Source organism: Rhizorhabdus sp. P4_G5 (assembly GCF_056401065.1).
The window spans coordinates 71,713-98,026 of record NZ_JBFUKB010000007.1 but is presented as its reverse complement, the minus strand read 5'-3'; the positions used below and the strand labels follow the sequence as shown (position 1 = coordinate 98,026).

The following is a 26,314-nucleotide window of genomic DNA, read 5'->3' as shown; positions in this document are numbered from 1 at the left end:
TTTTGGTAGATGTTCTAGCGCCCAAAAAAAGCGAGTTCCCGCGTTCGAACGAGACTGCGAGGATAGTATTTACTCCGGGCACGAATCTCTTACCGCACCTCGGCCATCGTGCAGTCAGTTTTTTGACGGCCTGAGACGGCGGCCAGAAGAAGCCAAAATGAGGCGACGATCAGAGACGAAACTGTCTTCAGGTCAGCCGACCTGCACACGTAAACCGCGCAGAACTGCGCCATTTTCGACGGACCCCCGAAGGGAAAATCTAGTTATTACAAGGCGTTAGGACTGTTTGGTGCGGTCGAGAAGACTCGAACTTCCACGGCCTTTCGGCCACAACGACCTCAACGTTGCGCGTCTACCAGTTCCGCCACGACCGCACACCGAGTAGAATCCCGGCGGGCCGGGATGCTGGTAGGCGCGTGCCACTAGCAAAGCGGACAGAGGCGCGCAATGGGCTATCTTTGCCGCGGCCCGGCGGGCCTGCACCGCGGTCAGTAGAGAAACATCGGCATGCCCTCGACATGCGTCAGCTTCGGCCGATAGCGCGCGGCATCGTACAGCGCTGCGACATCGACAATCTTCGTGCCGCCGAGCAGCGTATCGATCGGGACGCTGGCATAGTTGCCGTCCCGCAGCGCCAGCATGCATCCGGTCTCCTTCGCCTCGATCTTGCGGACCGCAAGGCCCCCGAAGGCGAAGCCTACCATGCGGTCGAGCGCATCCGGATCGCCCGAGCGCATCAGATAGGCGAGCTGCTGGACGATGGTGCCCTGCCCCGTCTGCTCCTCGATCAGCAGCGCCAGCCGCCGGCTGACCGCCTGCTCGCTGCGCCGGGTCGCCGACAGCTGGCGTTCGCCGGCCGCCGCTGCGTCGCTGGTCAGTGTGGCGCCCTCGGAGATCACGCACATCGCATAGGCGCCGGGCCGGCTGCGGCGGTCCTCGGCCAGCAGCGGCAGCAGCAGCTCCGGATCGGCGGGCACCTCGGCGATGACGGTGCGATCGACCTGGGCGAGAAAGCCGGCCAGCAGCGCGGTCTCGCCCGAGCGGCGGCCGAACAGCTCGACGACGGCGATCCGCTCATGGCTCTCCGCGGTCGTGCGCAGCGCGTTGATCGCGTCGACCGAGCGTGTGATCGCCGTGGAAAAGCCGATGCAATAGTCGGTGCCGAACACGTCATTGTCCATCGTCTTGGGGATTGAGACCACCGGGAAGCCCTGCGTCGACAGATGGGCCGAGAAGCGCAGCGTGCCGTCGCCGCCGAGCGTGATCAGCGCGCCGACGCCAAGCGCATCGAGCACGCCCAGGACATGCGCGGTCTGGTCGCCGCCGGGCGCAGTGCGCGGATCGGTGCGCGAGGTGTGCAGCATCGTGCCGCCGACCCGGTCGATCCCGCGCACCGCCTCGCGGTCGAGCACGACGCTGTGCGCGGCGATGCTGTCGGTATCGGCGGGGTCGATCTCCAGGAAACCCTGCCAGCCGCGCTTGAACCCGATGACGTCCCAGCCGCGGTCGAGCGCCGACAGCGTGATCGAGCGGATACAGGGATTAAGGCCCGGCACGTCGCCGCCGCCGGTAAGAACACCTATTCGCATGTCATCACGTCCTCAAGGGCACATCGTCATTCCAGCGAAAGCTGGAATCTCTCTGCCTGCTCCGTTCTGGCGAAGAAAAGCGAGATTCCAGCGTTCGCTGGAATGACGGAGAAAGGGTCAGCCGAACTTCGGCTTAGCTGCCGGTCGGACCTATGAAGCTCAGATGGAGATTCTTGGCTCCCCGCGGGATGTCGACCGCCGCGCTGTCGAACTCGGCCGAGGCGCCGGGGGCGAGCATCGGCACCGGGCGGGTGATCGTCCAGCTATAGACGGTGCGGCCCTGGGTATCGCGCAGCTCGGCGCGAATATCCCGGACGGTTTGCGGAATGTCGGTCGGATTGACGATCCGGCCGGTAACCGCCAGCAGCTCATTGCCGCTCGCGGTTTCGCGCCGGTCCGGCTTGCGGGTCATCTCGATCACCAGCGGCACCGGCGCCGGGGTGATGCCGAGCCGCTCGGCGAGCTTGTCGGGACCGACCGCGACCACCGCGCCGATCGCAGCCAGCAGCAGCAGCGCCACGATCACCGACAGGATGGTCAGCAGCTTGCCGATATTGCGGCGCGGCCGCGCCACGACCATGTCGTGGATCGGCGCTACTTCGCCGGGTCCGTCATAGCGCGCCTGAACCTGGTCTTCCGGCTGCTCGGTGCCGGGGACCGCGGGCGGCGGCACTGGCTCGACCGTGGCCGCCGGCGGCGCAGCCGAGACGTCGAACAGGTCGCGGGCCGCGGCGGGATCGACCGGCGCCGGTTCCTGGAACCAGCTGTGCCGGCAATTTGCGCAGCGCACCTGGCGGCCGGACGCGCCGACGGCCGAGTCGGGTACGAGATAACGGGTCTGGCAGGCGGGGCAGGACAGGATCATTGGTGCCGACCCTAACCCCGACCGGACTCCCGCTGCAAGCATTTGCGGGCACGCGATGGCTGTGCCATGGCGAGGGCATGCGGAAGGAGCGGATCCGATGAGGCCGGGGGCCGCCAACATCGTCCAGTTCGAGAATGTCGGGCTGCGCTACGGCGTCGGCACGGAGACGCTCAGCGACATCAGTTTCAGCCTGGCGGCAGGCGCCTTCTACTTCCTCACCGGCCCCTCCGGCGCCGGCAAGAGCTCGCTGCTGCGGCTGATCTATCTCGCCCAGCGCCCGAGCCGCGGCCTGATCCGGATGTTCGGCGAGGATGTCGTCACCCTGCCGCGCGCGCGCATCCCCGGTTTCCGCCGCCGGATCGGCACGGTCTTCCAGGACTTCCGGCTGATCCCGCACCTGTCGGCTTATGAGAATATCGCGCTGCCGCTGCGCGTGAACGGCGTGGCCGAGGCCGATATCGACACGCCCGTGCGCGAGATGCTCGAATGGGTTGGCCTGTCGGGTCGCGCCCATGCCAAGCCCGCAACGCTGTCGGGCGGCGAGCAGCAGCGGGTCGCGATCGCCCGGGCGGTGATCGGCCGGCCGGAAATCCTGGTCGCCGACGAGCCGACCGGCAATGTCGATCCGGAGATGGCGGAGCGGTTGCTCTACCTGTTCGAGGCGCTCAACAAGCTCGGCACCACCATCCTGGTCGCAACCCACGACCTACACCTCGTCCCCCGCGTCGACGATGCCCAGATCATCCGGCTCGACAAGGGCCGGCTGTCCGATCCCACCGGCGCGCTGCGCTACCCGCCGAAGCGCGGCTGATGGCGTTGTTCGGCAGGGGATCGGGCCACTGGCTGACCAGCGCCGCCGGCCGCAGGCTGCTGCCCGAGGGCTGGCTCTCGGGGCCGATGCCATGGGTGATCGCGATCATGATGTTCCTGATGGTGCTGGCCGCCGCCGCCGGGCTGGCGCTGGGCTTCGCCGCGCGCGGCCTTGACGATCATATGTCAGGCCAGATCACCATCCAGATCGTCGATGCGAACAAGGCGCGGCGCGACGATGCCGCCGCCCGGATCGCCGCGGCGGTCGGGAAACTGCCCGGCGTCGTCTCGATCCGCCGCATCGGCGACGCGGAGATCACCGAGCTGCTCCAGCCCTGGCTCGGTGCCGGCCTTGCCGACAACGACCTGCCGGTGCCGGCGATGATCGACGTCGCCTTCGCCCCTGCCGCGGACCGCGGCATCGAGAAAGCGGGCGCGGTGGTGCATGCGATCAGTTCGCGCGCACGGATCGACGCGCATGCGCAGTGGCTGGCGCCGCTCGCCGGACTGATCGCATCGCTGCGCTGGCTCGCCGGCGTGCTCGTGCTGCTAATGGCGGCGGCGGCGGCCTTCACCGTGGTGCTCGCCGCTCGCGCCGCGCTGAACACGCACCAGGCGACCATCGACGTGATGCACCATCTCGGCTCGAGCGATGCGCAGATCGCGAGCCTGTTCCAGCGCCGCATCGCCACCGACGCGCTGTTCGGGAGCCTGGTCGGCCTGCTGCTCGCCAGCCTGGTGATCTACGCGGTCGCTGATCGCATCGCCGAGGTCGGGTCCGACCTGCTCGGATCGGTCGAGCTGCCGCCGGTCGCCTGGGCGATACTCGGGCTGCTGCCGATCGCCGGCACCTTGCTGGCGATGGTCGCGGCACGGCTCACGATCATCGTCGCATTGAGGCGCCGGCTATGATCGTCCGCCCCCTTGCCCTGGGCCTGCTGCTGTGGATCGCCGGATTCATGGCCTTCGCGCTGTTCCTGCCCCAGCCGGCCGCCAACGGGATCGCGACCGACGGCATCGTCGTGATGACCGGCGGGCGCGGGCGGGTGGAGCGCGGACTCGCGCTGCTGGCCGAGAAGCGCGCGCAGCGGCTGCTGATCTCCGGGGTCGACCGCCGGGTCCGGCCGCAGGAGATCGCCGTCCAGTTCAAGGCAGCGCCTGCGCTGGTCGACTGCTGCGTCGATCTCGGCCACGAGTCGGTCGATACCCGCTCCAATGCCGAAGAGGCGGCCGGCTGGATCGCGCGCAACCGCTACCGGTCGATCCGGCTGGTCACTTCCGACTGGCACATGGTACGCGCCCGCTACGACCTGGAAACGATGACGGCCGACGACCTCACCGTCGTGGCCGATGCGGTGCCGACCGAACCCGGGCTGGTCGACCTGGTGCGGGAATATAACAAATATCTGCTGCGGCGGATCGCGGGGCTTATCGGAATATGATCACGGCGCTGCGCTCGGCCTTGTTCGCGCTCATCTTCTATCCCGGCACGCTGATCGCGGTGCTGAGCGCCTTCCCGCTGGTGCCGGCGGGGTCACGGGTGCTGCGGCGCCACGCGATGATCTGGGGCGGCTTCCACCGCTGGTGCGCGCGCCTGCTGCTCGGCATCCGCACCCGCATCGAAGGCGACGTGCCCCTGGGCCCCTATCTGTTCGCCTCGAAGCACCAGTCGATGTTCGAGACGCTCGACCTGCTGGTGATCATCGACGATCCGGCGGTGGTGCTGAAGCGCGAGCTGGCGGACATGCCGCTGTTCGGCCAGGTGGCGAAGCGCGCGGGCGTGATCCCGGTCGACCGGTCGGGATCGGCCAAGGCCCTGCGCCGGATGATGCGCGCCGCGATCGACGCGCGCGACAGCGGCCGCTCGATCCTGATCTTTCCCGAGGGCACCCGTGTCGCCCCCGGCGAGCAGCCGCCGCTCCAGCCGGGCTTCGCCGGCCTCTACAAGCAGCTCAAGATCCCGGTGGTGCCGATCGCGCTCGACAGCGGGCGCCTCTGGGGCCGCAATAGCTTCCTCAAGCGGCCCGGCGTGGTGACGATGCGCTTCGGCGAACCGATCCCGCCCGGCCTGCCCCGCGCCGAGATCGAAGCACGGGTCCATGCGGCGATCAATGTTCTGGAGATCATCACCTGAGCCGCTCCTGAACAGGAGCGGGAGCTTAGACCCGAAACCGTTCACCTGAATCGTCATCCCAGCGAAAGCTGGGATCTCACTTCTTGCTACCCTGTTGAAGACAAGGGAGATTCCAGCTTTCGCTGGAATGACGCAGCGGTTCGATGTGGATGAGCTCGAGCCTAGTGCGACCGCCCGAAATCCGCTGCGGCGTCGTCTTGGCCCTGCTCGATGATCGAGCGCCGCACCGCGCGGGTGCGGGTGAACAGCTCGAACAGCGCATCGCCGTCGCCCCAGCGGATCGCGCGCTGCAAGGCGGTCAGGTCCTCGGAGAAGCGCTGCAGCATTTCGAGCACCGCATCCTTGTTCGACAGGAATACATCGCGCCACATCGTCGGATCCGACGCGGCAATGCGGGTGAAGTCGCGGAAGCCGCCCGCCGAATATTTGATCACCTCGCTCTGGGTGACCTCCTCCATGTCTGACGCGGTGCCGACGATGGTGTAGGCGATCAGGTGCGGCAGGTGGCTGGTCACCGCGAGCACCAGGTCATGGTGCTTGGGGTCCATCGTCTCGACATTGGCGCCGATCCTGCGCCAGAATTCCTCGACTCGCTCGACTGCCAGCGGATCGGCGCCCTCGGGCGGCGTGACGATGCACCAGCGGCCGTTGAACAGGGTCGCAAAGCCCGCCTCGGGGCCGCTATTCTCGGTGCCCGCGACCGGGTGGGCGGGGATGATCGTGGCGCGCGGCAGCGCTTCGGCCAGCGCGGCGAGCACGCTCGCCTTGGACGAGCCGACATCGCTGACGATCGCCTCGGGCGGCAGGTCGTCGGCGATCTCGGCGCCGACCGCGCCCATCACGCCGACCGGCACGCACAGGATCACCAGGTCGGCATCGACCACCGAGGCGCCGGCGGTGTCGGTGACATCATCGACGAAGCCAAGCTCGACGGCGCGCTCGCGCACGTCCGAGCTGGCATCATGGCCGGTCAGCCGCACGGTCGGCATCGTCGCCTGCACCGCGCGCGCGATCGACGAGCCGATCAGCCCCAGCCCGATGATGGTGACCCGCGCGAAGGGCAGCATCAGCCCGCCGCCTCGACGAGCCGGCGCAGTGCCGCGGTCAGGCCGGTGATCTCGTCCTCGGTGCCGATCGTGATGCGCAGGCCGTGCGGCAGGCCCTGTCCCGGCAGCCAGCGGACGATGTACCCCGCCTCCATCAGCCCATGATAGGCGGTTTCGGCGGTCAGCTTGCCCTCGAACAGCACCAGCGAGAAGTTGGCCTTGCTCGGCACAGCGCGCAGGCCCTTGTTGCCGAGACTGGCGATTTCGCCCTCGAACCAGGCGCGCCATTGCAGGTTATGCGCGCGGCTGTTCTCGACGAAGGCGGTATCGCCGAGCGCGGCGATCGCCGCCATCTGCCCGGCGGTCGTGACGTTGAACGGCGCGCGGATCTTGTGCAGCGCCTGGATGACGCCGGCCGCAGCATAGCCCCAGCCGATCCGCTCCGCGGCGAGCCCGTAGATCTTCGAGAAGGTGCGGGTGACGAGCACATTATGCTTGTCGCGGGCGAGCGCCAGCGCACCATCGGCATCGGCGGGTTCGAGATATTCGGCATAGGCCTGGTCGATCACCAGCAGGCAGTCCGCCGGGACCGCCGCATAGAGCCTCGCGATATCCGACGCCGGCGAGTAGGTGCCGGTCGGATTGTTCGGATTGGCCACGAAGATCACCCGGGTGCGCGATGTGATGTGCGCGATCAGCGCATCGATATCGGTGGCATAATCCTTGTCGGGAGCGACGACCGGTTCGGCCCCGACCCGGCGCGCCGCGATCGGATAGACCGAGAAGCCATAGCGCACGAACAGCACTTCGTCGCCCTGCCCGGCATAGGCACCGGCGGCGAGGTGGAGGATCTCGTCCGAGCCGGTGCCATAAATGACGCGCGCGGGATCGAGGCCGTTTGCGGCGGCGATCGCCTCGCGCAGGTCCGCCGCCGATGCGTCGGGATAGCGGTCGAGCGAGGCGGCGCCGGCGATGAAACCGGCGCGCGCGGCGGCGCTGGTGCCGAGCGGGTTTTCGTTGGAGGATAGCTTGGCCACCTTGCGGCCGTCATCGGTGGTCGACCGCCCCGGCACATAGGGCGCGATCGCATCGATCCATGGCTTGGGCGCGAGCGTCTGTGTCATGGAGCTGCGCTTTAAGGGCGATGCGGGGCGGCTGCAATGGCGGGCTGTCCGTCCGGCTTTCCTCGTCATTCCCGCGAATGGCGGGAAGACGGCAGGGGAAGCAGCGTTGACAGCCCCCGAGCCCCGTCCTAGCCCCCAACCCCCATGACCGACGACAGCCGTTTCGGCCTTGCCCGTTCCGTGACCTTGGCCGGCCCGCTGCGGCTGGACGGCGGCACGCGGCTGTCACCGGTCGAGATCGCCTATGAAACCTATGGCGCGCTGAACGCCGACCGCTCCAACGCGATCCTGATCTGCCACGCGCTGACCGGCGACCAGCATGTCGCCTCGACCCATCCGCGGACCGGAAAGCCGGGCTGGTGGACGCGGATGGTCGGCGCCGGCAAGCCGATCGATCCGGCGCGCCACTTCATCATATGCGCCAATGTGCTCGGCAGCTGCCTCGGCAGTTCGGGGCCGGCGAGCATCGATCCGAAGACCGGCGCCCCCTTCGCGATGCGCTTCCCGGTGATCACGATCCGCGACATGGTCCGCGCGCAGGCGATGCTGCTCGATCATCTCGGCGTCGATACGCTGAGCGCCGTCGTCGGCGGCTCGATGGGCGGCATGCAGGTGCTGCAATGGGCCGCGACCTATCCGGATCGCGTCCGCTCGGCCGTCGCCATCGCCAGCGCGGCGCGCCATTCGGCGCAGAACATCGCCTTTCACGAGGTCGGCCGCCAGGCGATCATGGCCGACGCCAAGTGGCGCGGCGGCGACTATTATGCCGACAATGACCCGCCCGCGGCGGGGCTCGCCGTGGCGCGCATGGCGGCGCACATCACCTATCTGTCGGAAGCGGGGCTGACCGAGAAATTCGGCCGGCGGCTCCAGGCGCGCGCCAACAACAAGAATGGCGTCAAGAGCTTCGGCTTCGATGCCGATTTTCAGATCGAATCCTATCTGCGCCACCAGGGGATCAGCTTCGTCGATCGCTTCGACGCCAACTCCTACCTCTATATCACCCGTGCGATGGACTATCTCGACATTGCCGAGGAGCATGATGGGCTGCTCGCCAACGCCTTCCGGGGCGCGGCGACGCGCTTCTGCCTGGTCAGCTTCGACACCGACTGGCTGTATCCGACCGCGGAATCGCGCGCGATCGTTCATGCCCTCAACGCCGCGGGTGCGCCGGTCAGTTTCGTCGAGCTGAGCTCGCCCTTCGGCCACGACTCCTTCCTGCTCGACGTTCCCGAGCTCAACCGCGTCGTCGACGGCTTCCTGCGCGCGGGAGAGAATCGGTGAGCGTGCTGCGCCCCGATCTCGCGATCATCGCCGATCATGTCCGCAGCGGCGCGCGGGTGCTCGACGTCGGCTGCGGCGACGGCGAGCTGATGGACGTGCTGCGCACCAAGGGCTGCGACGCGCGCGGCATCGAGATCGATCCGGCCAATGTCTCGCGGGCGGTCGGGCGCGGCCTGTCGGTCGTGCAGGGCGATGCCGATGCCGACCTCGTCAACTATCCCGACAACGCGTTCGACTATGCGATACTCAGCCAGACGCTGCAGACCGCGCGCGTGCCCGACAAGGTGCTGACCGAGCTGATGCGGATCGGCCGCCACGCCTTCGTGTCCTTCCCCAATTTCGCCTATTGGCGGGTGCGGCTCAGCCTCGCCTGGGGCGGGCGGATGCCGGTGACGCCGGCGCTGCCGGTAAGCTGGTACGAGACGCAGAACATCCACCAGCTGACGATCGACGACTTCCGTGCCTTCGTGAAGGAGCGCGGCATCACCGTCGAGCAGGCCTGGTTCCTGACCGGAACGCGCCGGCGCGGCGACGCCGCGGCGAACCTGCGCGCCGAACATGCGGTATTCCTGCTGAAGCGGTAACGCGATGCCGTGTTACCGGCCTAACACTGGACAACAGCACCGCCGCTGATAGTTTCCGACGAAACCATTCAGCCAGGGGCACCTGCTCATGAAATTGTCTTCGGTCACCGGATCGCTCGCCGCCGCCGCGCTGCTCGGGGCGCCGCTCGCCGCGCAGGGGGTGGTCCCGGTCTTCACCGCCGAACAGGTCCGGGCCACGATAGGCTTCCTGTCGGACGACCTGCTCGAGGGACGCGACACCGGCAGCCGCGGCCATGAGATCGCCGCGCGCTATGTCGCCAGCCGGTTCGAGGCGCTGGGCCTGCAGCCGGGCGGCGACGACGGCAGCTGGTATCAGCGCATCACCCTGCAGCAGACCGACCGCGGCGAAACGCCGGGCACGCTGACCGTCACCGGGCGCGGCGGCGCTACGCAGAGCTGGAAACATGCCACCGACGTGCTGATCGGCGTCAGCGCCAACGAACCGCATCTCGACCTGTCGGCGCCGCTGGTCTTCGTCGGCTATGGCATCGACAACAAGCGGCTGGGCATGAACGACTATGCCGGGCTCGATGTGAAGGGAAAGATCGTCGTCTCCCTGCGCGGCTTTCCCAAGGGCATGCCGGGCGAGGAGGCGGCGCATGCCGCCGCCACCAAGCGCCAGGCCGCACAGGCCCATGGCGCGATCGGCATGGTCTCGATCGGCACCATGATTTCGATGAAGACACGGCCCTGGGCGCAGATGGTCCACTTCGCCGACGAACCCGATTTCACCTGGGTCGGCAAGGACGGCAAGGCGTTCGACGAAGCGCCGAAGATCAGGATCGGCGCGTCGCTGAACGAGCCCGCCGCGCAGGCGGCCTTCGCCGGCGCACCGCAGACGCTGGCGGCGATCCGCGCCGTCGCCGATCGGGCCGGCGGGCGGCCCCGGGGCTTCCCGCTGAAGACCAGCATGCGCATCCAGGTCGACAACGTGACGAAGCGGGTGAGCAGTCCCAATGTCGTCGCGATCCTGCCCGGCAGCGATCCGGTGCTGAAGGCCGAATATGTCATCCTGTCGGCGCATCTCGATCATATCGGCATCACCCCGCCGCGGCCCGGCGACACGCCGGACACCGACCGGATCAACAACGGCGCGCTCGACAATGCGGCCGGCATCGCGACCATGCTCGAAGTGGCTCGCGCCAGCGCTTCGGCATCCGATCGCCCGCGCCGCTCGATCATCTTCCTCGCCTCGACCGGCGAGGAAAAGGGCCTGCTCGGCGCCGATTATTATGCGCGCCATCCATCGGTGCCGATCGCCGCGATCGTCGGCAATGTCGATCTCGACATGCCGCTGCTGCTCTACCGCTTCACCGACGTGACCGCATTTGGCGCAGACCATTCGACCCTGGGGCCGATCGTCGCCAGGGCGGTCGCGCCGATGGGGATCACGCTGTCGCCCGATCCGATGCCCGAGGAGAGCATCTTCGTCCGATCCGACCATTATATGTTCGTCAGGCAGGGCGTCCCCGCTGTGTTCCTCGCCACCGGCTTCGCCAATGGCGGCGGCAAGGCGTGGCGCAAATTCCTGTCGGGCGCCTATCATCATCCCGACGACGACATGAATCAGAAGATCGACTGGGAGTCCGGCGCCCGCTTCGCCGAGGCCAATTACCGGATCATGCGGGCGATGGCCGATGCCGACAGGCCGCCCTCATGGTATGACAAGGACTTCTTCGGCGACACCTTCGCGCCCGGCGCGCCGCGGGCGCCCCGGCCCTGAAGCAGCAGCGGCGAAGATGACCGCGCAACCGTTCGGAGCGTGATGCCGTATCTCGGTCGTATCCACCCCCCGGATACACTCTCCAAAGGATGCCCAATGAGAAAACAGACCCTCCTGTCGCTGGTCGGCGCCGCCATGCTGATGAGCGGCACCGTCGCGTTCGCCGAGAATCCGATGGTCGGCGGCGCCGCGATGTATCCGGCCAAGGACATCATCGACAATGCCGTCAATTCGAAGGACCACACCACCCTGGTCGCCGCGGTGAAGGCGGCCGGCCTGGTCGAGACGCTGAAGGGCGCGGGGCCGTTCACCGTGTTCGCGCCGACCAACGCGGCCTTCGCCAAGCTCCCGGCGGGCACGGTCGAGACGCTGGTCAAGCCCGAGAACAAGGCGACGCTCACCACGATCCTGACCTATCACGTCGTTCCCGGCCGGATGACGGCAGCGGACATCGCGGCCGACGCGGCGGCGCATGGCGGCAAGGCGACGCTGACCACCGTTCAGGGTGAGACGCTGACCGCGTGGAAAGGCGGCGACGGCGCCTGGTATCTGACCGATGCCAAGGGCGGCAAATCGAAGATCACCATCGCCAATGTCATGCAGGCGAACGGCGTCATCCATGTCGTCGACACGGTGCTGATGCCCTGAGCCTGTTGCTGACCGCCTGTTGCTGACCGCCAGTTGCGCGAAGCATCGAAAAGCCCTCCCCGCGTCGCCCGCGGGGAGGGTTTTCGTCATTTGGCCCAGAGCGTCATGTCGAAATCGTCGGCGGTGATCCAGCCGTTCGAATAGTTGACGAAGAACAGCACGAACAGCACGGCTGACAGGATCGTCGTCCACAACACCGTGCGGCCCACCGAAAAACGCGGCGTCGCGCTCTCGACCTGGCCGGGCACATGCGCCTCGGGCTCCTCGCTGGAGCGAAGCCGGAAGGGCAGCACCAGGAACAGGCATCCCCACCAGAAAAGAACGTAGATCGCGGCGATCGAGCTGAGTTTCATTGCTGCACCTTGCACACCTTGCCCGGCTCATCTTGGGAGCCTGCGCTTCATCCCATCACAGCCATCCTGGGTGTGATGAGCGGACGGGATTTCTCACACCCGGATGATCGACACCTCGACGACCGGCTTCTTGCCCGTCCAGGCGGTTGCGCGGCGGCGCACCGCAAGGCGGATCGATTCGCGCAGCTTGGCCTCATCGCGACCGCCCTTGGCCGCCGCTTCCGCCGCAGCGTCGCGCGCCTCGTCGAGGAAGTCGGCGCGATCCTCCTCCACCGGCAGGCCCTGCAGCAGGATCGCCGGATCGCCCTTCAGGTTACCGCGGCCGTCGATCGCGACGGTCACGCCGATCAGGCCATATTGGGCGACCCGCCGCCGCTCGTTGATCGTGGTGCCGTCCGCCGGCAGGATGACGTCGCCGTCGAGCACCAGCCGGCCGACCCGCTCCTGGCCGATCGCGCGCGGCCCATCGGGAGCCAGCCGCACCACCGTGCCGTTCGACTGGACGATGCCCTTGGGCACGCCCTGCGCCTTGGCGAAACGGGCCTGCTCGGCCATGTGGCGAAGCTCGCCATGGACCGGCAGCATGATCTCCGGACGGATCCACTTGTACATCTGGGCAAGGTCAGGGCGGCCGGGATGGCCCGAGACATGAACCTCGGCCTGCCGTTCGGTCACCATGATGACCTTCTTGGCGGCCAGCGCATTCTGGATGCGGCCGATCGCCAGCTCGTTACCGGGGATCTGCTTCGACGAGAAGACCACCGTGTCGCCTGCCGACAGCTTGATCGGATGGCTGTCGAACGCGATCCGCGACAGCGCGGCACGCGCCTCGCCCTGGCCGCCGGTGGCGATGATCATCACCTCGCGACCCGGCAGCTTCATCGCCTCCTCGACGCTGATCGTCGGCGGGAAGCTCTTGAGATAGCCGCTCGACTTGGCGACGCGGATGATGCGGTCGAGCGAGCGGCCCGAGACGCACAGCTTGCGGCCGGTGTCCTTGGCAACCTCGCCCAGCGTCTGCACTCGCGCCGCGTTCGAAGCGAAGGTGGTGACCAGCACGCGCGCCTCGCAGGCGCCGATCACCTCGTCGAGGCCCTTGCGGACATCCGCCTCGGAGCCGGCGGCTTCCTCGTTGAATACATTGGTCGAATCGCAGACCAGCGCGAGGATGCCCTTGTCGCCGATCGCAGTGAGTTCCTCTCCGGTCGACGGTACGCCGAGCAGCGGCTGCTCGTCGATTTTCCAGTCGCCGGTGTGGAAGATGCGGCCATGGGGCGTTTCGATCAGCAGCGCATTGCCCTCGGGGATCGAATGGGCCAGCGGCACATAGGTGAAGCCGAACGGCCCGAGCTGGAAGCTGCCCTCATTGTCGATGATGTTGAGCTCGACCTTGCCGGCGATGCCCTCTTCCTCGAGCTTGCCGCGGATCAGCTCCGCTGTGAACGGCGTCGCATAGAGCGGCACGCCGAGATCGGCCGCGAGATAGGGAATCGCGCCGATATGATCCTCATGGCCATGGGTCAGCACGATGCCGAGCAGATCGTCGGCGCGCTCCTCGATGAAGGCGAGATCGGGCAGGATCAGCTCGACGCCTGGATAGCCGGGATCGGCAAAGGTCAGGCCGAGATCGACCATCACCCATTTGCCCTGGGTGCCGTAGAGATTGACGTTCATGCCGATCTCGCCGGAGCCGCCAAGCGCCAGGAAGAGCAGTTCGTTACCGGGTTTCGTCACGTGGAGATGTGTCCAATCCTATCAGGCGGTTCCGGCAGACGGACGTCTGCCGACCGAAAACCGCGGTAAAGCCAATGCTGCTATTTCCTGTCGCCCTGCCGAGCGTATAATATGCCGAGGCCCTGGATCGTCAGGTCGGACTCGATGCTGTCGAACACGCTGCTGTGGCGTTCGAACAGGGTGGCCAGGCCGCCGGTGGCGACAACCTTGGCCGGGCGGCCCACTTCGCTCTTGATGCGGGCGACCAGCCCTTCGATCATCGCGACATAGCCGAAATAGATGCCGATCTGCATCTGGTCCTGCGTGGTGCGGCCGATCACGCTGCTGCTGGCCGGCGCTTCGATCGCGATGCGCGGCAGCTTCGCGGCGGCCGCGACCAGCGCATCGAGCGACAGGTTGATGCCGGGCGCAATGATCCCGCCCTTATAGGCGCCCGAATAATCGACCAGGTCGAAGGTCGTCGCCGTCCCGAAGTCGATCACGATCAGGTCGTCCTGATAGAGCTTGTGCGCCGCGATCACGTTGACGACCCGGTCCGCGCCGACGCTCTGCGGCTCGTCCACGTCCAGGACGATCCCCCACTCGACCGGCGCACGACCCGCAACCAACGCATCGACGCCGAAATATTTGGACGCGAGCACCTCCAGATTGTGCAGCGCCCGCGGCACCACCGTCGCGATGATGACCGCTGTGATCGCCGACCGTTCATAGCCTTCGAGGCTCAGCAGCTGGTGAAGCCAGACCGCATATTCGTCCGCGGTGCGGCGCGCGTCGGTGGCAATCCGCCAGCGCGCCTTGATCGCGCCGTCTGCATCGAGCAGCGCGAACACGATATTGGTATTCCCCGCGTCGATCGCAAGCAACATAGTCGGTCGAATCCCCTGTTCGGCGCGCGCTATAGCAGGAAAATGTCGCCTGCGTGCACTACATGGAGTCGGCCGTCGGCAGCCCTCAGGCGAAGGGCTCCGTCACCTTCGAGCCCGTCATAGAGGCCGTCGAGCGTGCCTTCCAGCGAGCGGACGCTGAGCGCGGTTCCCGGCGGGTGGGCACGGGCGTGCCAGCGCGCAAGCACCACGCCCAGGCCCTCGTTGCGCCAGCGCGCCAGCCAGCCGGCGAAACTCGCCGCCAGATCGGCGACGAAGTCGCCCGGGTCGGGGGCGGACAGCCCCAGCGCCGCCAGGCTGGTCGCCGGGCGATCGACGGCCTCGGGGTGATGGGCGAGGTTGACGCCGATGCCAACGACCACGGCGTCGTCGACGCCTTCGAGCAATATGCCGGAGATCTTGGCCCCATCGGCAAGCAGGTCGTTCGGCCATTTGATCATCAGCCTGTCCGCGCCGAGCCAGCCCTGCAGCAGCGCATCGAGTGCCACCGCCGCGACCAGCGCCAGCGTCGGAGCGGACGGATCGCCGGCCATGCGCCGCACCAGCGTGCTCGCATAAAGATTGCCAGGCGGCGAGACCCAGTGCCGCCCTTGCCGCCCGCGCCCGCCTTGCTGGCTGTCGGCGCGCAGCCACGCCCCCTCGGGCACGCCATCGCGAGCAAGCGCGGCCATGTCGTCATTGGTCGAGGCGGTGACGGCGACGTGGCGGATCAAGGGGTTGCTCACAGCCGCCCCTTATCCGTCTGGTTCGAGCGAAGTCGAGAACCCGATCCGAGCGAACAGCGAGGAGCCCCCACATTCGTTCGGAGGTGCCCTTCGACTTCGCTCAAGGAAAGCGGAGCCGCTCGCGGGCATGCTCAGAACAGCGATCGCGCCGCCGCCATGCTGGTGGCGTCGAGCAGCGGGATCGCCAAATAGCCGAGCGGCGAGACCGCCAGCGCGGACAGGACGATCAGCCCGCCTTCGATCTTCGACGCCGAAGGCGCATAGTCCGCCGCGGGATCATCGAAGTACATCGTCTTGACGATCTTGAGATAATAGAAGGCGCCGATCACCGAAGTGGCGATGCCGATCATCGCCAGCGGCCAGAAGCCGGCCCGCACCAGCGCGTCGAACACCAGGAATTTCGGCCAGAATCCGAACAGCGGCGGGATGCCGGCGAGGCTGAACATGAAGATCGCGAGCGCCGCGGCGAGACCGGGGCGCGAGCGCGACAGGCCCGACAGGCTGGCGATCGTCTCGATCGGTTCACCATCGGGTGCGCGCATCTGCAGCACGCAGATGAAGCTGCCGAGCGTCATCGCGACATAGACCGCCATATAGGTCATCGTCGCGGCGACGCCGTCGGCGGTGCCGGCCGCGAGGCCGAACAGCGCGAAGCCGACATTGTTGATCGACGAATAGGCGAGCAGCCGCTTGAAGTTGCTCTGCCCGATCGCCGCGACACCACCAAGGATCGTCGATGCCAGCGCCGAGAAGATCACGATCTGCCGCCAGCTGTCGGTGCCCGATCCCATCGCCTCGACCGCGACCCGCATCAGCAGCGCCATGCCCGCGACCTTGGGAGCCGAGGCGAAGAAAGCGGTGACCGGCGTCGGCGCGCCTTCATAGACATCGGGCGTCCACATGTGGAACGGCACCGCCGAGATCTTGAAGGCGAGGCCGGCGAACACGAACACCATGCCGAAGGCCTGGCCGACCGTCATGCCTTTGGCCAGCGAGTCCGAGATGCCGGCGAACAGCGTGGTGCCGGTGAAGCCGTAGAGCAGCGAGATGCCGTAGAGCAGGATGCCGCTCGCCAGCGCGCCGAGCACGAAATATTTGAGGCCCGCCTCGGCCGAGCGCCCGTCGCGGCGCATGAAGCTGGCCAGCACATAGGCCGAGAGCGACTGCAGCTCGAGCCCGACATAGAGGGTCAGCATGTCGCTGGCCGACACCATCATCCCCATGCCGACCGCGGAGAGCAGGATCAGGATCGGATATTCGGCGCGCAGCTGCCCGGCGCGGCCGAAGAAGCCCGGGGCGATGATCACCGACACGGCCGCGGCGATATAGATGAGCAGCTTGGCGAAGGCGGCGAAGCTGTCGGCCATGTACATCCCGTCGAAGCCCGGTCCGCCATTGCCGGCGGGTCCCAGCAGCGAGAAGCCGGCGGCGGCGAACAGCGCGACCGCGCCCCAGCCGATCGCGCGCGACAGGCCGTCGCCGCCGAACGCCGCGACCATCAGCAGCGCCATGGCGCCGAGCGACAGGATCAGTTCGGGCAGTGTGAGCGCGAGCGAGGCGGTCATCGGGATCATCTAGTGGGCCTCCGCATGCGCAGCGGCAGCAGGATGGGGGGTGCCGATCGCGACCTTGGCGTCGCTGTGCGGCGCAGTCGGCGCGAGCCGGGCGAGGATCGCACCGACATCGTTGCGCATCGGGGCGAGGAAGCTCTCCGGATAGACGCCCATCCACAGCACGGCGAGGCCGAGCGGCACCAGCATCGCCAGTTCGCGTGCGGTCAGATCCGGCATCGCCGCGACATCGGCCTTGGTCAGCGCGCCATAGACGACGCGGCGGTAGAGGTAGAGCATATAGGCGGCGCCCAGGATGATGCCGGTTGTCGCGACGAAGGCGACCCAGCTCGAAATTTCATAGGCGCCGACCAGCGCCAGGAACTCGCCGACGAAGTTGCTGGTACCCGGCAGCCCGACCGACGCCATCGTGAACAGCAGGAACAGCAGCGCATATTTCGGCATGTTATTGGCAAGCCCGCCATAGCGGCTGATCTCGCGGGTGTGCAGCCGATCGTAGATCACGCCGACGCACAGGAACAGCGCGCCGGAGACAAGGCCGTGGCCCAGCATCACCATCAGCGCGCCTTCGAGGCCTTGCCGGTTGAACGCGAACAGCCCGATCGTGACGAACGCCATGTGCGCGACCGACGAATAGGCGATCAGCTTCTTCATGTCCTCCTGGACCAGCGCAATCAGCGACGTGGCGACCACTGCGACCATCGACAGGCCCATCACGAGCCACATCAGCTCGGCGCTCGCGACCGGGAACATCGGCAGCGAGAAGCGGACGAAGCCATAGCCGCCCATCTTCAGCAGCACGCCCGCCAGGATCACGGAGCCCGCGGTCGGCGCCTGCACGTGCGCATCGGGCAGCCAGGTGTGGACCGGCCACATCGGCATCTTCACCGCGAACGACGCGAAGAAGGCGAGGAACAGCCAGGTCTGCGCCGAGGCCGGGAAGTCATAGGCCATCAGCGTCGGGATGTCGGTGGTGTCCGCCTGGTTCGCCATCCACAGCATCGCGATCAGCATCAGCACCGAGCCGAGCAGCGTGTAGAGGAAGAATTTGTAGCTGGCGTAGATCCGATCGGCGCCGCCCCAGATGCCGATGATCAGGTACATCGGGATCAGGCCGGCTTCGAAGAAGATGTAGAACAGGAATAGGTCCTGCGCCGCGAACACGCCGATCATCAGCGTTTCCATCAGCAGGAAGGCGGCCATATATTCGGGCACGCGCTTCTCGATCGCATCCCAAGACGCGGCGATGCAGATCGGCATCAGGAACACCGACAGCACGATCAGCAGCAGGGCGATGCCGTCGATGCCGAGCGCCCAGGCGAAGCGCCCGAACAAAGCGACATGTTCGGTGAACTGCCATTGTGGCCCGCCGACTTCGTAGCGCGTCCACAAGATCATGCCGAGCAGCAGATCGAGCATCGTCGCGATCAGCGCGATCCAGCGCGCCGCTTTCGCTCCCGCGAACAGGCAGGCGAACGCCGCCAGCAGCGGCAGCGCGATCATCAGGGAAAGGATCGGAAAATCCATTGCGTCAGCCCACCATCGCCCAGGTCGCGGCGGCGGCGAGGCCGAGCAACATCACCAGCGCATATGTATAGAGATATCCGGACTGGGCGCGGCGCGCGAGCGCGCCGGTGCCCGACACCACGGCGGCGATGCCGTTCGGACCGAAGCGGTCGATCGTGCCCTGGTCGCCCTTCTTCCACAGCACCCGACCGAGCCAGAAGGCCGGGACGACGAACAGCACATGGTAGAGTTCGTCGAAATACCATTTGTGAAGCAGGAAATCGTACAGCACGCGAAACTGCGCGGTGAAGCGCGCCGGGATCGTGCGGTCGGCGATATAGGCCCAGTAGGCGATCAGGAAGCCGAGGATCATCACGATCGTCGCCGACAGCTTGGCGAGTTCGGGGATGCCATGCATCGCGTGCATCAGATGCTCGTTGAACGCGACGCTGCCCGCCCAGAAGGTCGCACCGCGCTCTGGATCGAGGAAGAAGGGCGCGAAAGACCAGCCGGCGAAGATCGCGCCGAGCGACAGCAACGCCAGCGGGATCAGCATCGTCGCCGGGCTCTCATGCGGATGATAGCCGGCATCGCCCTCGACCGTGTGGTGGTGGATAGCCTCGTCGGTGGAGGGCTCGTGGCCCGCATCCTCGGTTTCGGGATCGGCTTGCTGGTCATGACCCTGATGATGGCCATGGCCATGGGCGTCGTGCACCGCATGCTGGATATGCTCGGACCCCGCCCAGCGCGGCGTGCCGAAGAAGGTGAGGAAGACGAGCCGCCACGAATAGAAGCTGGTCAGCAGCGCCGCGAAGACGGCGACCGCGAAGGCGATGCCGCCCGACGATGAGCCGCTGGCGAACGCCGCCTCGATGATCGCATCCTTCGAGTAGAAGCCCGCGAAACCGAACAGGCCGGCCACGCCGACGCCGGTAATCGCCAGCGTACCCGCCATCATCGCCGCGAAAGTCCACGGAATCTTCCGCCACAGACCGCCATAATAGCGCATGTCCTGCTCATGGTGCATCGCATGGATCACCGACCCGGCACCGAGGAACAGCAGCGCCTTGAAGAAGGCGTGGGTGAACAGGTGGAACATCGCCGCGCCATAGGCGCCGACGCCCGCCGCCATGAACATGTAGCCGAGCTGCGAGCAGGTCGAATAGGCGATCACGCGCTTGATGTCGGTCTGGGTGGTGCCGACCGTCGCGGCGAAGAAGGCCGTGGCCGCGCCGACGAAGGTGACGACATGCATCGCGGTCGGGCTGACCTCGAACATCGGCGACAGGCGGCAGACCATGAACACGCCGGCCGTCACCATTGTCGCGGCATGGATCAGCGCCGACACCGGGGTCGGGCCTTCCATGGCGTCGGGCAGCCAGGTGTGCAGGCCGAGCTGCGCCGACTTGCCCATCGCGCCGACGAACAGCAGCAGGCAGAGCAGGGTCATCAGGTCGACGCGGTAGCCGAGGAAGCCGATCGAGGCATCGGCATAGCCCGGGGCTGCGGCGAGGATCGCCGGGATCGACACGGTGCCGAACACCAGGAAGGTGCCGAAGATGCCGAGCGAGAAGCCGAAGTCGCCGACGCGGTTGACCACGAAGGCCTTGATCGCGGCGGCGTTGGCCGACGGCTTCTGATACCAGAAGCCGATCAGCAGATAGGAAGCGAGGCCGACGCCTTCCCAGCCGAAGAACATCTGCACCAGGCTGTCCGAGGTGACGAGCATCAGCATCGCGAAGGTGAACAGCGACAGATAGGCGAAGAAGCGGGGCTGGCTGTCGTCCTCCGCCATATAGCCCCAGCTGTAGAGATGGACGAGGCTCGAGACGCTCGTCACCACCACCAGCATCACGGCGGTCAGCGCGTCGACGCGCAGCGCCCAGTCGACCGACAGGTCGCCCGACTGGATGAAGGTGAGCACCGGGTGAACGCCCGCCGTCATGCTGCCGGTGAGGAAGCCGATGAAGATCGGCCAGCTCATCGCGCAGGACGCGAACAGCGCGCCGGTGGTGATCGTCTTGGCGACGACATTGCCGAGCATGCGGTTGCCCAGGCCCGCGACGATCGCCGCGAGCAACGGCAGGAAGACGATGGCAGTTATCATGCGGGCATTCCCCCACGCGTCATCCCAGCCCTTCGACTGCCTGCAAGGCAGGCGCTCAGGATAAACTTCAGCCGAAGGCTGAAGGCTGGGATCTCGGGAGAGTGGCGCGCGCTGGAGACGCACGAGATGCCAGCCTGCGCTGGCATGACGGAAACGGACATGCCGGTGATCACCCCTTCATCCGGTTGATGTCGTCGACAGCGATCGTGCCGCGGCCGCGGAAGTAGATGACGAGGATCGCAAGGCCGATCGCGGCCTCGCCGGCCGCCACGGTAAGCACGAACATCGCGAACACCTGGCCGACGAGATCGCCCAGATAGGCCGAGAAGGCCACCAGGTTGATGTTCACCGACAGCAGGATCAGCTCGATCGCCATCAGGATGATGATCACGTTTTTGCGGTTCAGGAAGATGCCGAACACCCCCATGACGAACAGGATCGCCGAGACGACGAGATAATGCTGGAGGCCGATCATTGTGTGACGACTCCCCCAAAAACCTCGTCATGCTGAACTTGTTTCAGCATCCACTCAGCAGCCTCCCGGGCACTCCCGTGGCGCGGTGGATCCTGAAACAAGTTCAGGATGACGCTGGCAACAGAATTCACAGCTCCACCCCCTGGCCGATGGCCGGCTTGACGTTGCGGGTTGCGTCTTCGGGGCGGCGCATGTTCTGGGCGCTGATATTCTGCGCCTTCACACCGCCACGGACCCGGTGGGTAAGGACGATGGCGCCGATCAGCGCGACCAGCAGCACCAGCCCGGCGCCCTCGAAGATATAGAGGTAGCGGGTGTAGATCAGGGTGCCGAGCGCTTCGATGTTCGGCACTTCGGCCGGCGTCGGCGCGATGCGCGTCGCCATGTCGATGCCGCCCGCCTTCCACGCGCCGACCGCGAAGATCATCTCCGCGGCGAGCACGATCACCAGCAGCACGCCAAACGGCAGATATTGCGCAAAGCCGGCGCGCAGCTCGGCAAAGTCGATGTCGAGCATCATCACCACGAACAGGAACAGCACCGCGACCGCGCCGACATAGACGATGACGAGCAGCATCGCGATGAACTCGGCACCGACGAGCACCATCAGCCCGGCCGCGTTGAAGAAGGCGAGGATCAGCCACAGCACGCTGTGCACCGGATTGCGCGCAAGGATGGTGAGCGTCGCGGAGGCGATCACCAGCGTGGCGAACAGATAGAAGGCGATGGTCTGGATCATCGGGCGGTCAGATCCCAATTAAAAACCACCCGCTCGTCCTGAGTAGCCATTGAGCCTGGCGAGATGGCGTATCGAAGGAGATCCTTCGACACGGGTCCTCGGCAAGCTCGGCCCCTGCTCAGGATGAGCGGAGATAGTGGAGCGATGGCGGCCATTACCGGTACGGCGCATCGGCGGCAAGGTTGGCCGCGATCGCCGGTTCCCAGCGGTCGCCGTTCGCGAGCAGCTTGGCCTTGTCGTAGATCAGCTCCTCGCGCGTCTCGGTCGAATATTCGAAGTTCGGGCCTTCGACGATCGCATCGACCGGGCAGGCTTCCTGGCAGAAGCCGCAGAAGATGCACTTGGTCATATCGATATCGTAGCGCGTGGTGCGGCGGGAGCCGTCCTCGCGCGGTTCGGATTCGATCGTGATCGCCTGCGCCGGGCACACCGCCTCGCACAGCTTGCACGCGATGCAGCGCTCCTCGCCATTGGGATAGCGGCGCAGCACATGCTCGCCGCGGAAGCGCGGGCTGAGCGGGTTCTTTTCATAGGGATAGTTGATCGTCGCCTTGGCCTTGAAGAAATATTTCAAGGTCAGCCAGTGCGCCTTCACGAACTCCCAGAGCGTGAACGACTTGATGATGTGCGAGACGCTCATCAGAAGACTCCGTAGCGGGTGACTTCGAGCCAGCCCGAGACCAGGACGACCCAGAACAGCGACAGCGGCAGGAAGACTTTCCAGCCCAGCCGCATCAGCTGGTCGTAGCGGTAGCGCGGCACCGTCGCCTTCACCCACGAAAAGACGAAGAAGAAGAACATCAGCTTGGCGAAGAACCAGATGATCCCGGGCACCATGTAGAGCGGCGCCCAGTCGACCGGGGGCAGCCAGCCGCCCCAGAACAGGATCGCATTGAGCCCGCACATCAGGATGACATTGGCATATTCGCCGAGCCAGTAGAGCGCGAACGCCATCGACGAATATTCGGTCTGGTAGCCGGCGACGAGCTCGCTCTCCGCCTCGGTCAGGTCGAACGGCGCGCGCGCCGTCTCCGCCATCGACGAGATCAGGAACACCACCGCCATCGGGAACAGCAGCGGATTGAAGCCATAGCCGTTGATGAAGCCGAAGATGTGCGCGCGCTGGCCCTCGATGATCGCCGACATGTTGAAGCTGCCGGTCCACAGCACCACCGAGATCAGCACGAAGCCGATCGATACCTCATAGGACACCATCTGCGCGGCTGCGCGCAGCGCCGAATAGAAGGGATATTTGGAATTGGAGGCCCAGCCGGCGATGATCACGCCATAGACGCCGATCGACGAGGCGGCGAGCACATAGAGCAGGCCGACATTGATGTCGGCGACCACCACGCCCGGCGAGAAGGGGATCACCGCCCACACCACCAGCGCCACCGTGAAGGTGATGATCGGCGCGAGTAGGAACAGGCCCTTGTTCGCGGCCGACGGGATGATGGTCTCCTGGAGGAACACCTTGGCGCCATCGGCGAAGCTCTGCAGCAGGCCCCAGGGGCCGACGACGTTCGGCCCGCGCCGCAGCGCCATCGCCGCCCAGATCTTGCGATCGGCATAGATGATCATCGCCACTGCGAGCATCAGCGGCAGCGCGATGACCAGGATGCCGACGATCGTCGAGGTGAACCACGCCCATTCGAACGGCAGGCCCCAGCTCTGGAACAGCGCGGTCATTCCGCCGCCTCCGCGAAGCTTTCGCCGTGGAGCAGTTCGGCCGAGCAGCGCTGCATCGTATCGCTGGCGCGGGCGATCGGGTTGGTCAGGTAGAAATCCTTGATCGGATAGCCGACCGGTCCCGACGCATCGGCGGCGAGCGACGGCGGCGCCCAGGCATAGTCGGCGAGTCCCTCGGCGCCGAGCGCCGGAACCTCGGCCGCCATCGCGGCGCGCAGGGCGTCGAAGCTGTCGAACGGCAGCCTGTGGCCGAGCACGTCACTCAGCGCGCGCAGGATCGCCCAGTCCTCACGGGCATCGCCGGGCGGGAAGACGGCGCGGTCGCTGCGCTGGACCCGGCCTTCGGTGTTCACATAGGTGCCGGCCTTCTCGGTATAGGCCGCGCCCGGCAGGATCACGTCGGCGGCGGCCGCGCCGGCATCGCCATGATGGCCGATATAGACCTTGAAGCTGTTGCCGAACTTCGCCGCATCGACGTCGTCGGCACCGAGCAGGAACAGCAGTTTGGGCGCCGCCGCGACCAGGTCGGCGAGGCCGCCCTGCTGGCCATAGCCGAGCATCAGCCCGCCCATGCGCGCGGCCGCGAGGTGGACGACATTATAGCCGTTCCAGCCCTGCTTGATCAGGCCGAGCGAGCCGGCCAGCGCCAAGGTCGCGCCCTGGGCGCCGGCCTTGAGCCCGCCGCCGCCGAGAATCAGCGCCGGGCGCTGGGCAGCGGCGAAGGCATCGGTGACGTCGCCGGGCAGCTTGCCGAGCAGGCCGAGGTCATTGCCGAGCCAGGTTGCCGGATAAGTGAGGTTCACCTCCTCGCCGACCGCGAAGACCTTCGCCCCGCGCTTGAACGCCTTGCGGACGCGGGTGTTGATCAGCGGCGCTTCCCAGCGCAGGTTCGAGCCGACGATCAGGATCGCGTCGGCCGTCTCGATCCCCGCGATCGTGCTGTTGAAATTGACCGCGGCGATGTTCGACACATCATAGTCCATGCCGGTCTGGCGGCCTTCGAGCAAGGTCGAGCCCATCTTCGCCAGCAGCGCCCTGGCGGCGTACATCGTCTCGCAATCGAGCTGGTCGCCGGCCACCGCGGCGACCGACGAGCCTGCCTTGACCGCCTTGATCGCGGCGAAGGCTTCGGGCCAGCTCGCCTCGACCAGCTTGCCGTCCTTGCGGACATAGGGCTTGTCGAGCCGGCGGCGGACCAGGCCGTCGATGGCGTGGCGCGTCTTGTCCGACGCCCATTCCTCGTTCACGTCCTCGTTGATCCGCGGCAGCACGCGCAGCACCTGCCGGCCGCGGCTGTCGAAGCGGACATTGGTGCCGACCGCGTCCATCACGTCGATCCCGGGGGTCTTCTTGAGCTCCCACGGCCGCGCCTCGAACGCATAGGGCTTGCTGGTAAGCGCGCCGACCGGGCACAGGTCGACGACATTGCCCGAAAGCTCGCTGGTCACCGCCTGCTCGAGATAGGAGGTGATCTGCATATTCTCGCCGCGATAGATCGCGCCGATCTCCTCGATGCCGGAGACCTCCTCGGCGAAGCGGACGCAGCGGGTGCACTGGATGCAGCGGGTCATCGTCGTCTTGACGATCGGGCCCATATATTTGTCGGTGACGGCGCGCTTGTTCTCGTGGAAGCGGCTCGCACCCTTGCCATAGGCGATCGACTGGTCCTGCAGGTCGCATTCGCCGCCCTGGTCGCAGATCGGGCAATCGAGCGGGTGGTTGATGAGCAGGAACTCCATCACCCCCTCACGCGCCTTCTTCACCATCGGCGTCTGGGTGAACACCTCCTGCTTGTCGGCGGCGGGCAGCGCGCACGACGCCTGCGGCTTGGGCGGGCCGGGCTTCACCTCGACCAGGCACATCCGGCAATTGCCGGCGATCGACAGCCGCTCATGATAGCAGAAGCGTGGTATCTCCTTGCCCGCGGCTTCGCAGGCCTGAAGCACCGTGGCGCCAGCGGGGACTTCGACCTCGATCCCGTCTACGGTGAGCTTGGGCATCAGTATTTTCCTGCGACGGATGCGGAGGGGGCCTGGGTCGACAGCCGGTACATGACTTCGGCGATCAAGCCACCCAGGATCGACTTGCTGAAACTGATCTTCATGCCCTCCGGCAGGCAGGGGCCGAGCAGCGGCGCCAGCGGCTTATAAGCTTCGCCTTCCTCCTTGCTGCCGACGGGCGGCAACAGGATGGCGCGGCTCACCGCCGGATCGGTGCGAACGACGCACTCGGTGAAGCGGCGAAGTCCGATATAGTTGCGCGCAGCCTCGGGGTCTTGCCCAACGGTTTCCGACTCCAGGACGAGCGGTTCGGCGGGCAACACAGGCGCAGCCTTGGCGAATTTGTTGAGATACAGCGCCTGGAACAGGGCGCCACGCGCCAAGCGGAAGCTGTAGCGGATTTCGCCACCGCCTTCGATCTCACCGACCAGACATTCATCGGTGGCCACCTTGCGAAGTTGGTTATCGGCCTCCGGACTGTCCGGGAACAATGCAACCGCCTTGCGCACCGCGGGGAGATTGTCGCGTATCAGGCATTGGGAAAAGGCCAGCATCGTAGCGCGGCCGCGATCGGCGGGCGACATGAGGTTGTAAAGCTTCAACTCGGCCCGCTTGTTGTTCAGCCTCGAGGGCGCCACATTTTCGGCAAGCGCCGGCGTTGCGCCAAGCATCGCGAGCGCTCCGAGCACCAAACTCAAACGGC

General features: G+C 66.5%; 25 protein-coding genes and 1 tRNA gene. 8 read left to right on the top strand and 18 right to left on the bottom strand.

Translation table 11 applies throughout. The features are described from left to right. Window positions 1-287: 287 nt before the first annotated feature. From AC1DQK_RS14265 to AC1DQK_RS14255, 3 genes are all read right to left on the bottom strand, one after another. Window positions 288-374, bottom strand: a tRNA-Leu gene (locus tag AC1DQK_RS14265). A gap of 114 nt (window positions 375-488) precedes the next feature. After that, a complete protein-coding gene (locus AC1DQK_RS14260) occupies window positions 489-1,589 on the bottom strand; it encodes a 6-phosphofructokinase (protein ID WP_477871602.1) in 1,101 nt (366 codons plus the stop codon). A 133-nt stretch (window positions 1,590-1,722) separates the two neighbouring features. Beyond that, complete coding sequence (locus AC1DQK_RS14255; protein WP_477871600.1) at window positions 1,723-2,454, bottom strand: zinc-ribbon domain-containing protein; 732 nt, start codon at window positions 2,452-2,454, stop codon at window positions 1,723-1,725. Between the two features lie 97 nt (window positions 2,455-2,551). On the opposite strand from AC1DQK_RS14255, the gene ftsE reads away from it, so the two are divergent. From ftsE to AC1DQK_RS14235, 4 genes are read left to right on the top strand one after another with little or no spacing between them, the layout of a single operon-like run. Next, entirely contained in the window at window positions 2,552-3,265 is a 714-nt protein-coding gene (gene ftsE / locus AC1DQK_RS14250) for a cell division ATP-binding protein FtsE (RefSeq protein WP_477871598.1), read from the top strand. Next, window positions 3,265-4,176, top strand: coding sequence for a cell division protein FtsX (locus AC1DQK_RS14245; RefSeq protein ID WP_477871596.1), 912 nt, complete (start codon window positions 3,265-3,267; stop codon window positions 4,174-4,176). Before ftsE ends, AC1DQK_RS14245 begins: the two co-directional genes overlap by 1 nt. Then, window positions 4,173-4,706, top strand: a complete 534-nt coding sequence (locus tag AC1DQK_RS14240; protein ID WP_477871594.1) for a YdcF family protein — start codon at window positions 4,173-4,175, stop codon at window positions 4,704-4,706. Before AC1DQK_RS14245 ends, AC1DQK_RS14240 begins: the two co-directional genes overlap by 4 nt. After that, window positions 4,703-5,398 carry a lysophospholipid acyltransferase family protein gene (locus AC1DQK_RS14235; protein WP_477871593.1) on the top strand — a complete coding sequence of 232 codons (696 nt, stop codon included), beginning with the start codon at window positions 4,703-4,705 and terminating at the stop codon, window positions 5,396-5,398. Before AC1DQK_RS14240 ends, AC1DQK_RS14235 begins: the two co-directional genes overlap by 4 nt. Window positions 5,399-5,559: 161 nt before the next feature. On the opposite strand, the gene AC1DQK_RS14230 is transcribed toward AC1DQK_RS14235, so the two are convergent. Next, window positions 5,560-6,465, bottom strand: a complete 906-nt coding sequence (locus AC1DQK_RS14230) for a prephenate/arogenate dehydrogenase family protein (RefSeq protein ID WP_477871591.1) — start codon at window positions 6,463-6,465, stop codon at window positions 5,560-5,562. Then, entirely contained in the window at window positions 6,465-7,568 is a 1,104-nt protein-coding gene (hisC, locus tag AC1DQK_RS14225) for a histidinol-phosphate transaminase (RefSeq protein ID WP_477871589.1), read from the bottom strand. Before hisC ends, AC1DQK_RS14230 begins: the two co-directional genes overlap by 1 nt. Window positions 7,569-7,712: 144 nt before the next feature. Here hisC and metX point away from each other — a divergent pair, with 144 nt between their 5' ends. The 4 genes from metX (at window position 7,713) to AC1DQK_RS14205 (ending at window position 11,828) form a co-directional block, all read left to right on the top strand. Continuing rightward, complete coding sequence (gene metX, locus AC1DQK_RS14220; protein WP_477871587.1) at window positions 7,713-8,852, top strand: homoserine O-acetyltransferase MetX; 1,140 nt, start codon at window positions 7,713-7,715, stop codon at window positions 8,850-8,852. Beyond that, a complete protein-coding gene (gene metW, locus AC1DQK_RS14215; RefSeq protein WP_477871585.1) occupies window positions 8,849-9,436 on the top strand; it encodes a methionine biosynthesis protein MetW in 588 nt (195 codons plus the stop codon). Before metX ends, metW begins: the two co-directional genes overlap by 4 nt. 88 nt (window positions 9,437-9,524) lie before the next feature. After that, a complete protein-coding gene (locus AC1DQK_RS14210) occupies window positions 9,525-11,180 on the top strand; it encodes a M28 family metallopeptidase (protein ID WP_477871583.1) in 1,656 nt (551 codons plus the stop codon). Window positions 11,181-11,276: 96 nt separating this feature from the next. Beyond that, a complete protein-coding gene (locus AC1DQK_RS14205; RefSeq protein WP_477871581.1) occupies window positions 11,277-11,828 on the top strand; it encodes a fasciclin domain-containing protein in 552 nt (183 codons plus the stop codon). An 86-nt stretch (window positions 11,829-11,914) separates the two neighbouring features. Here AC1DQK_RS14205 and AC1DQK_RS14200 read toward each other — a convergent pair whose 3' ends face one another. From AC1DQK_RS14200 to AC1DQK_RS14140, 13 genes are all read right to left on the bottom strand, one after another. After that, window positions 11,915-12,181: a DUF1467 family protein gene (locus AC1DQK_RS14200; protein ID WP_477871579.1), complete on the bottom strand. Its 267-nt coding sequence runs from the start codon at window positions 12,179-12,181 to the stop codon at window positions 11,915-11,917. Window positions 12,182-12,274: 93 nt separating this feature from the next. Then, window positions 12,275-13,855, bottom strand: a complete 1,581-nt coding sequence (locus AC1DQK_RS14195; protein ID WP_477871776.1) for a ribonuclease J — start codon at window positions 13,853-13,855, stop codon at window positions 12,275-12,277. A 140-nt stretch (window positions 13,856-13,995) separates the two neighbouring features. Continuing rightward, window positions 13,996-14,781, bottom strand: a complete 786-nt coding sequence (locus tag AC1DQK_RS14190) for a type III pantothenate kinase (protein WP_477871577.1) — start codon at window positions 14,779-14,781, stop codon at window positions 13,996-13,998. 29 nt (window positions 14,782-14,810) lie between these two features. After that, complete coding sequence (locus AC1DQK_RS14185; protein WP_477871774.1) at window positions 14,811-15,470, bottom strand: biotin--[acetyl-CoA-carboxylase] ligase; 660 nt, start codon at window positions 15,468-15,470, stop codon at window positions 14,811-14,813. A 185-nt stretch (window positions 15,471-15,655) separates the two neighbouring features. Then, complete coding sequence (nuoN, locus tag AC1DQK_RS14180; protein WP_477871772.1) at window positions 15,656-17,089, bottom strand: NADH-quinone oxidoreductase subunit NuoN; 1,434 nt, start codon at window positions 17,087-17,089, stop codon at window positions 15,656-15,658. A gap of 9 nt (window positions 17,090-17,098) precedes the next feature. After that, complete coding sequence (locus tag AC1DQK_RS14175; protein ID WP_477871575.1) at window positions 17,099-18,622, bottom strand: NADH-quinone oxidoreductase subunit M; 1,524 nt, start codon at window positions 18,620-18,622, stop codon at window positions 17,099-17,101. A gap of 4 nt (window positions 18,623-18,626) precedes the next feature. After that, window positions 18,627-20,708, bottom strand: coding sequence for an NADH-quinone oxidoreductase subunit L (gene nuoL / locus AC1DQK_RS14170; RefSeq protein WP_477871573.1), 2,082 nt, complete (start codon window positions 20,706-20,708; stop codon window positions 18,627-18,629). A 169-nt stretch (window positions 20,709-20,877) separates the two neighbouring features. Further along, window positions 20,878-21,183, bottom strand: a complete 306-nt coding sequence (gene nuoK / locus AC1DQK_RS14165; protein ID WP_012049195.1) for an NADH-quinone oxidoreductase subunit NuoK — start codon at window positions 21,181-21,183, stop codon at window positions 20,878-20,880. Between the two features lie 127 nt (window positions 21,184-21,310). Continuing rightward, window positions 21,311-21,922: an NADH-quinone oxidoreductase subunit J gene (locus tag AC1DQK_RS14160; RefSeq protein WP_477871571.1), complete on the bottom strand. Its 612-nt coding sequence runs from the start codon at window positions 21,920-21,922 to the stop codon at window positions 21,311-21,313. Between the two features lie 154 nt (window positions 21,923-22,076). Continuing rightward, a complete protein-coding gene (gene nuoI / locus AC1DQK_RS14155) occupies window positions 22,077-22,562 on the bottom strand; it encodes an NADH-quinone oxidoreductase subunit NuoI (RefSeq protein ID WP_477871569.1) in 486 nt (161 codons plus the stop codon). Beyond that, window positions 22,562-23,611 (bottom strand): NADH-quinone oxidoreductase subunit NuoH, encoded by a 1,050-nt coding sequence (nuoH, locus tag AC1DQK_RS14150; protein ID WP_477871567.1) that lies wholly within the window; start codon window positions 23,609-23,611, stop codon window positions 22,562-22,564. Before nuoH ends, nuoI begins: the two co-directional genes overlap by 1 nt. Further along, on the bottom strand, window positions 23,608-25,611 hold the full coding sequence (gene nuoG, locus AC1DQK_RS14145; RefSeq protein WP_477871565.1) for an NADH-quinone oxidoreductase subunit NuoG: 2,004 nt from the start codon (window positions 25,609-25,611) through the stop codon (window positions 23,608-23,610). Before nuoG ends, nuoH begins: the two co-directional genes overlap by 4 nt. Further along, window positions 25,611-26,309 carry a hypothetical protein gene (locus tag AC1DQK_RS14140; protein ID WP_477871563.1) on the bottom strand — a complete coding sequence of 233 codons (699 nt, stop codon included), beginning with the start codon at window positions 26,307-26,309 and terminating at the stop codon, window positions 25,611-25,613. Before AC1DQK_RS14140 ends, nuoG begins: the two co-directional genes overlap by 1 nt. Window positions 26,310-26,314: the final 5 nt, after the last annotated feature.

What these genes read in the sequence shown, in the direction of transcription:
- AC1DQK_RS14260 (WP_477871602.1), bottom strand. Translation starts at nt 1,589, where the DNA reads ATGCGAATAGGTGTTCTTACCGGCGGCGGCGACGTGCCGGGCCTTAAT.
- AC1DQK_RS14255 (WP_477871600.1), bottom strand. Translation starts at nt 2,454, where the DNA reads ATGATCCTGTCCTGCCCCGCCTGCCAGACCCGTTATCTCGTACCCGAC.
- ftsE (WP_477871598.1), top strand. Translation starts at nt 2,552, where the DNA reads ATGAGGCCGGGGGCCGCCAACATCGTCCAGTTCGAGAATGTCGGGCTG.
- AC1DQK_RS14245 (WP_477871596.1), top strand. Translation starts at nt 3,265, where the DNA reads ATGGCGTTGTTCGGCAGGGGATCGGGCCACTGGCTGACCAGCGCCGCC.
- AC1DQK_RS14240 (WP_477871594.1), top strand. Translation starts at nt 4,173, where the DNA reads ATGATCGTCCGCCCCCTTGCCCTGGGCCTGCTGCTGTGGATCGCCGGA.
- AC1DQK_RS14235 (WP_477871593.1), top strand. Translation starts at nt 4,703, where the DNA reads ATGATCACGGCGCTGCGCTCGGCCTTGTTCGCGCTCATCTTCTATCCC.
- AC1DQK_RS14230 (WP_477871591.1), bottom strand. Translation starts at nt 6,465, where the DNA reads ATGCTGCCCTTCGCGCGGGTCACCATCATCGGGCTGGGGCTGATCGGC.
- hisC (WP_477871589.1), bottom strand. Translation starts at nt 7,568, where the DNA reads ATGACACAGACGCTCGCGCCCAAGCCATGGATCGATGCGATCGCGCCC.
- metX (WP_477871587.1), top strand. Translation starts at nt 7,713, where the DNA reads ATGACCGACGACAGCCGTTTCGGCCTTGCCCGTTCCGTGACCTTGGCC.
- AC1DQK_RS14210 (WP_477871583.1), top strand. Translation starts at nt 9,525, where the DNA reads ATGAAATTGTCTTCGGTCACCGGATCGCTCGCCGCCGCCGCGCTGCTC.
- AC1DQK_RS14205 (WP_477871581.1), top strand. Translation starts at nt 11,277, where the DNA reads ATGAGAAAACAGACCCTCCTGTCGCTGGTCGGCGCCGCCATGCTGATG.
- AC1DQK_RS14200 (WP_477871579.1), bottom strand. Translation starts at nt 12,181, where the DNA reads ATGAAACTCAGCTCGATCGCCGCGATCTACGTTCTTTTCTGGTGGGGA.
- AC1DQK_RS14195 (WP_477871776.1), bottom strand. Translation starts at nt 13,855, where the DNA reads ATGAACGTCAATCTCTACGGCACCCAGGGCAAATGGGTGATGGTCGAT.
- AC1DQK_RS14190 (WP_477871577.1), bottom strand. Translation starts at nt 14,781, where the DNA reads ATGTTGCTTGCGATCGACGCGGGGAATACCAATATCGTGTTCGCGCTG.
- AC1DQK_RS14185 (WP_477871774.1), bottom strand. Translation starts at nt 15,470, where the DNA reads ATGGCCGCGCTTGCTCGCGATGGCGTGCCCGAGGGGGCGTGGCTGCGC.
- nuoN (WP_477871772.1), bottom strand. Translation starts at nt 17,089, where the DNA reads ATGACCGCCTCGCTCGCGCTCACACTGCCCGAACTGATCCTGTCGCTC.
- AC1DQK_RS14175 (WP_477871575.1), bottom strand. Translation starts at nt 18,622, where the DNA reads ATGGATTTTCCGATCCTTTCCCTGATGATCGCGCTGCCGCTGCTGGCG.
- nuoL (WP_477871573.1), bottom strand. Translation starts at nt 20,708, where the DNA reads ATGATAACTGCCATCGTCTTCCTGCCGTTGCTCGCGGCGATCGTCGCG.
- nuoK (WP_012049195.1), bottom strand. Translation starts at nt 21,183, where the DNA reads ATGATCGGCCTCCAGCATTATCTCGTCGTCTCGGCGATCCTGTTCGTC.
- AC1DQK_RS14160 (WP_477871571.1), bottom strand. Translation starts at nt 21,922, where the DNA reads ATGATCCAGACCATCGCCTTCTATCTGTTCGCCACGCTGGTGATCGCC.
- nuoI (WP_477871569.1), bottom strand. Translation starts at nt 22,562, where the DNA reads ATGAGCGTCTCGCACATCATCAAGTCGTTCACGCTCTGGGAGTTCGTG.
- nuoH (WP_477871567.1), bottom strand. Translation starts at nt 23,611, where the DNA reads ATGACCGCGCTGTTCCAGAGCTGGGGCCTGCCGTTCGAATGGGCGTGG.
- nuoG (WP_477871565.1), bottom strand. Translation starts at nt 25,611, where the DNA reads ATGCCCAAGCTCACCGTAGACGGGATCGAGGTCGAAGTCCCCGCTGGC.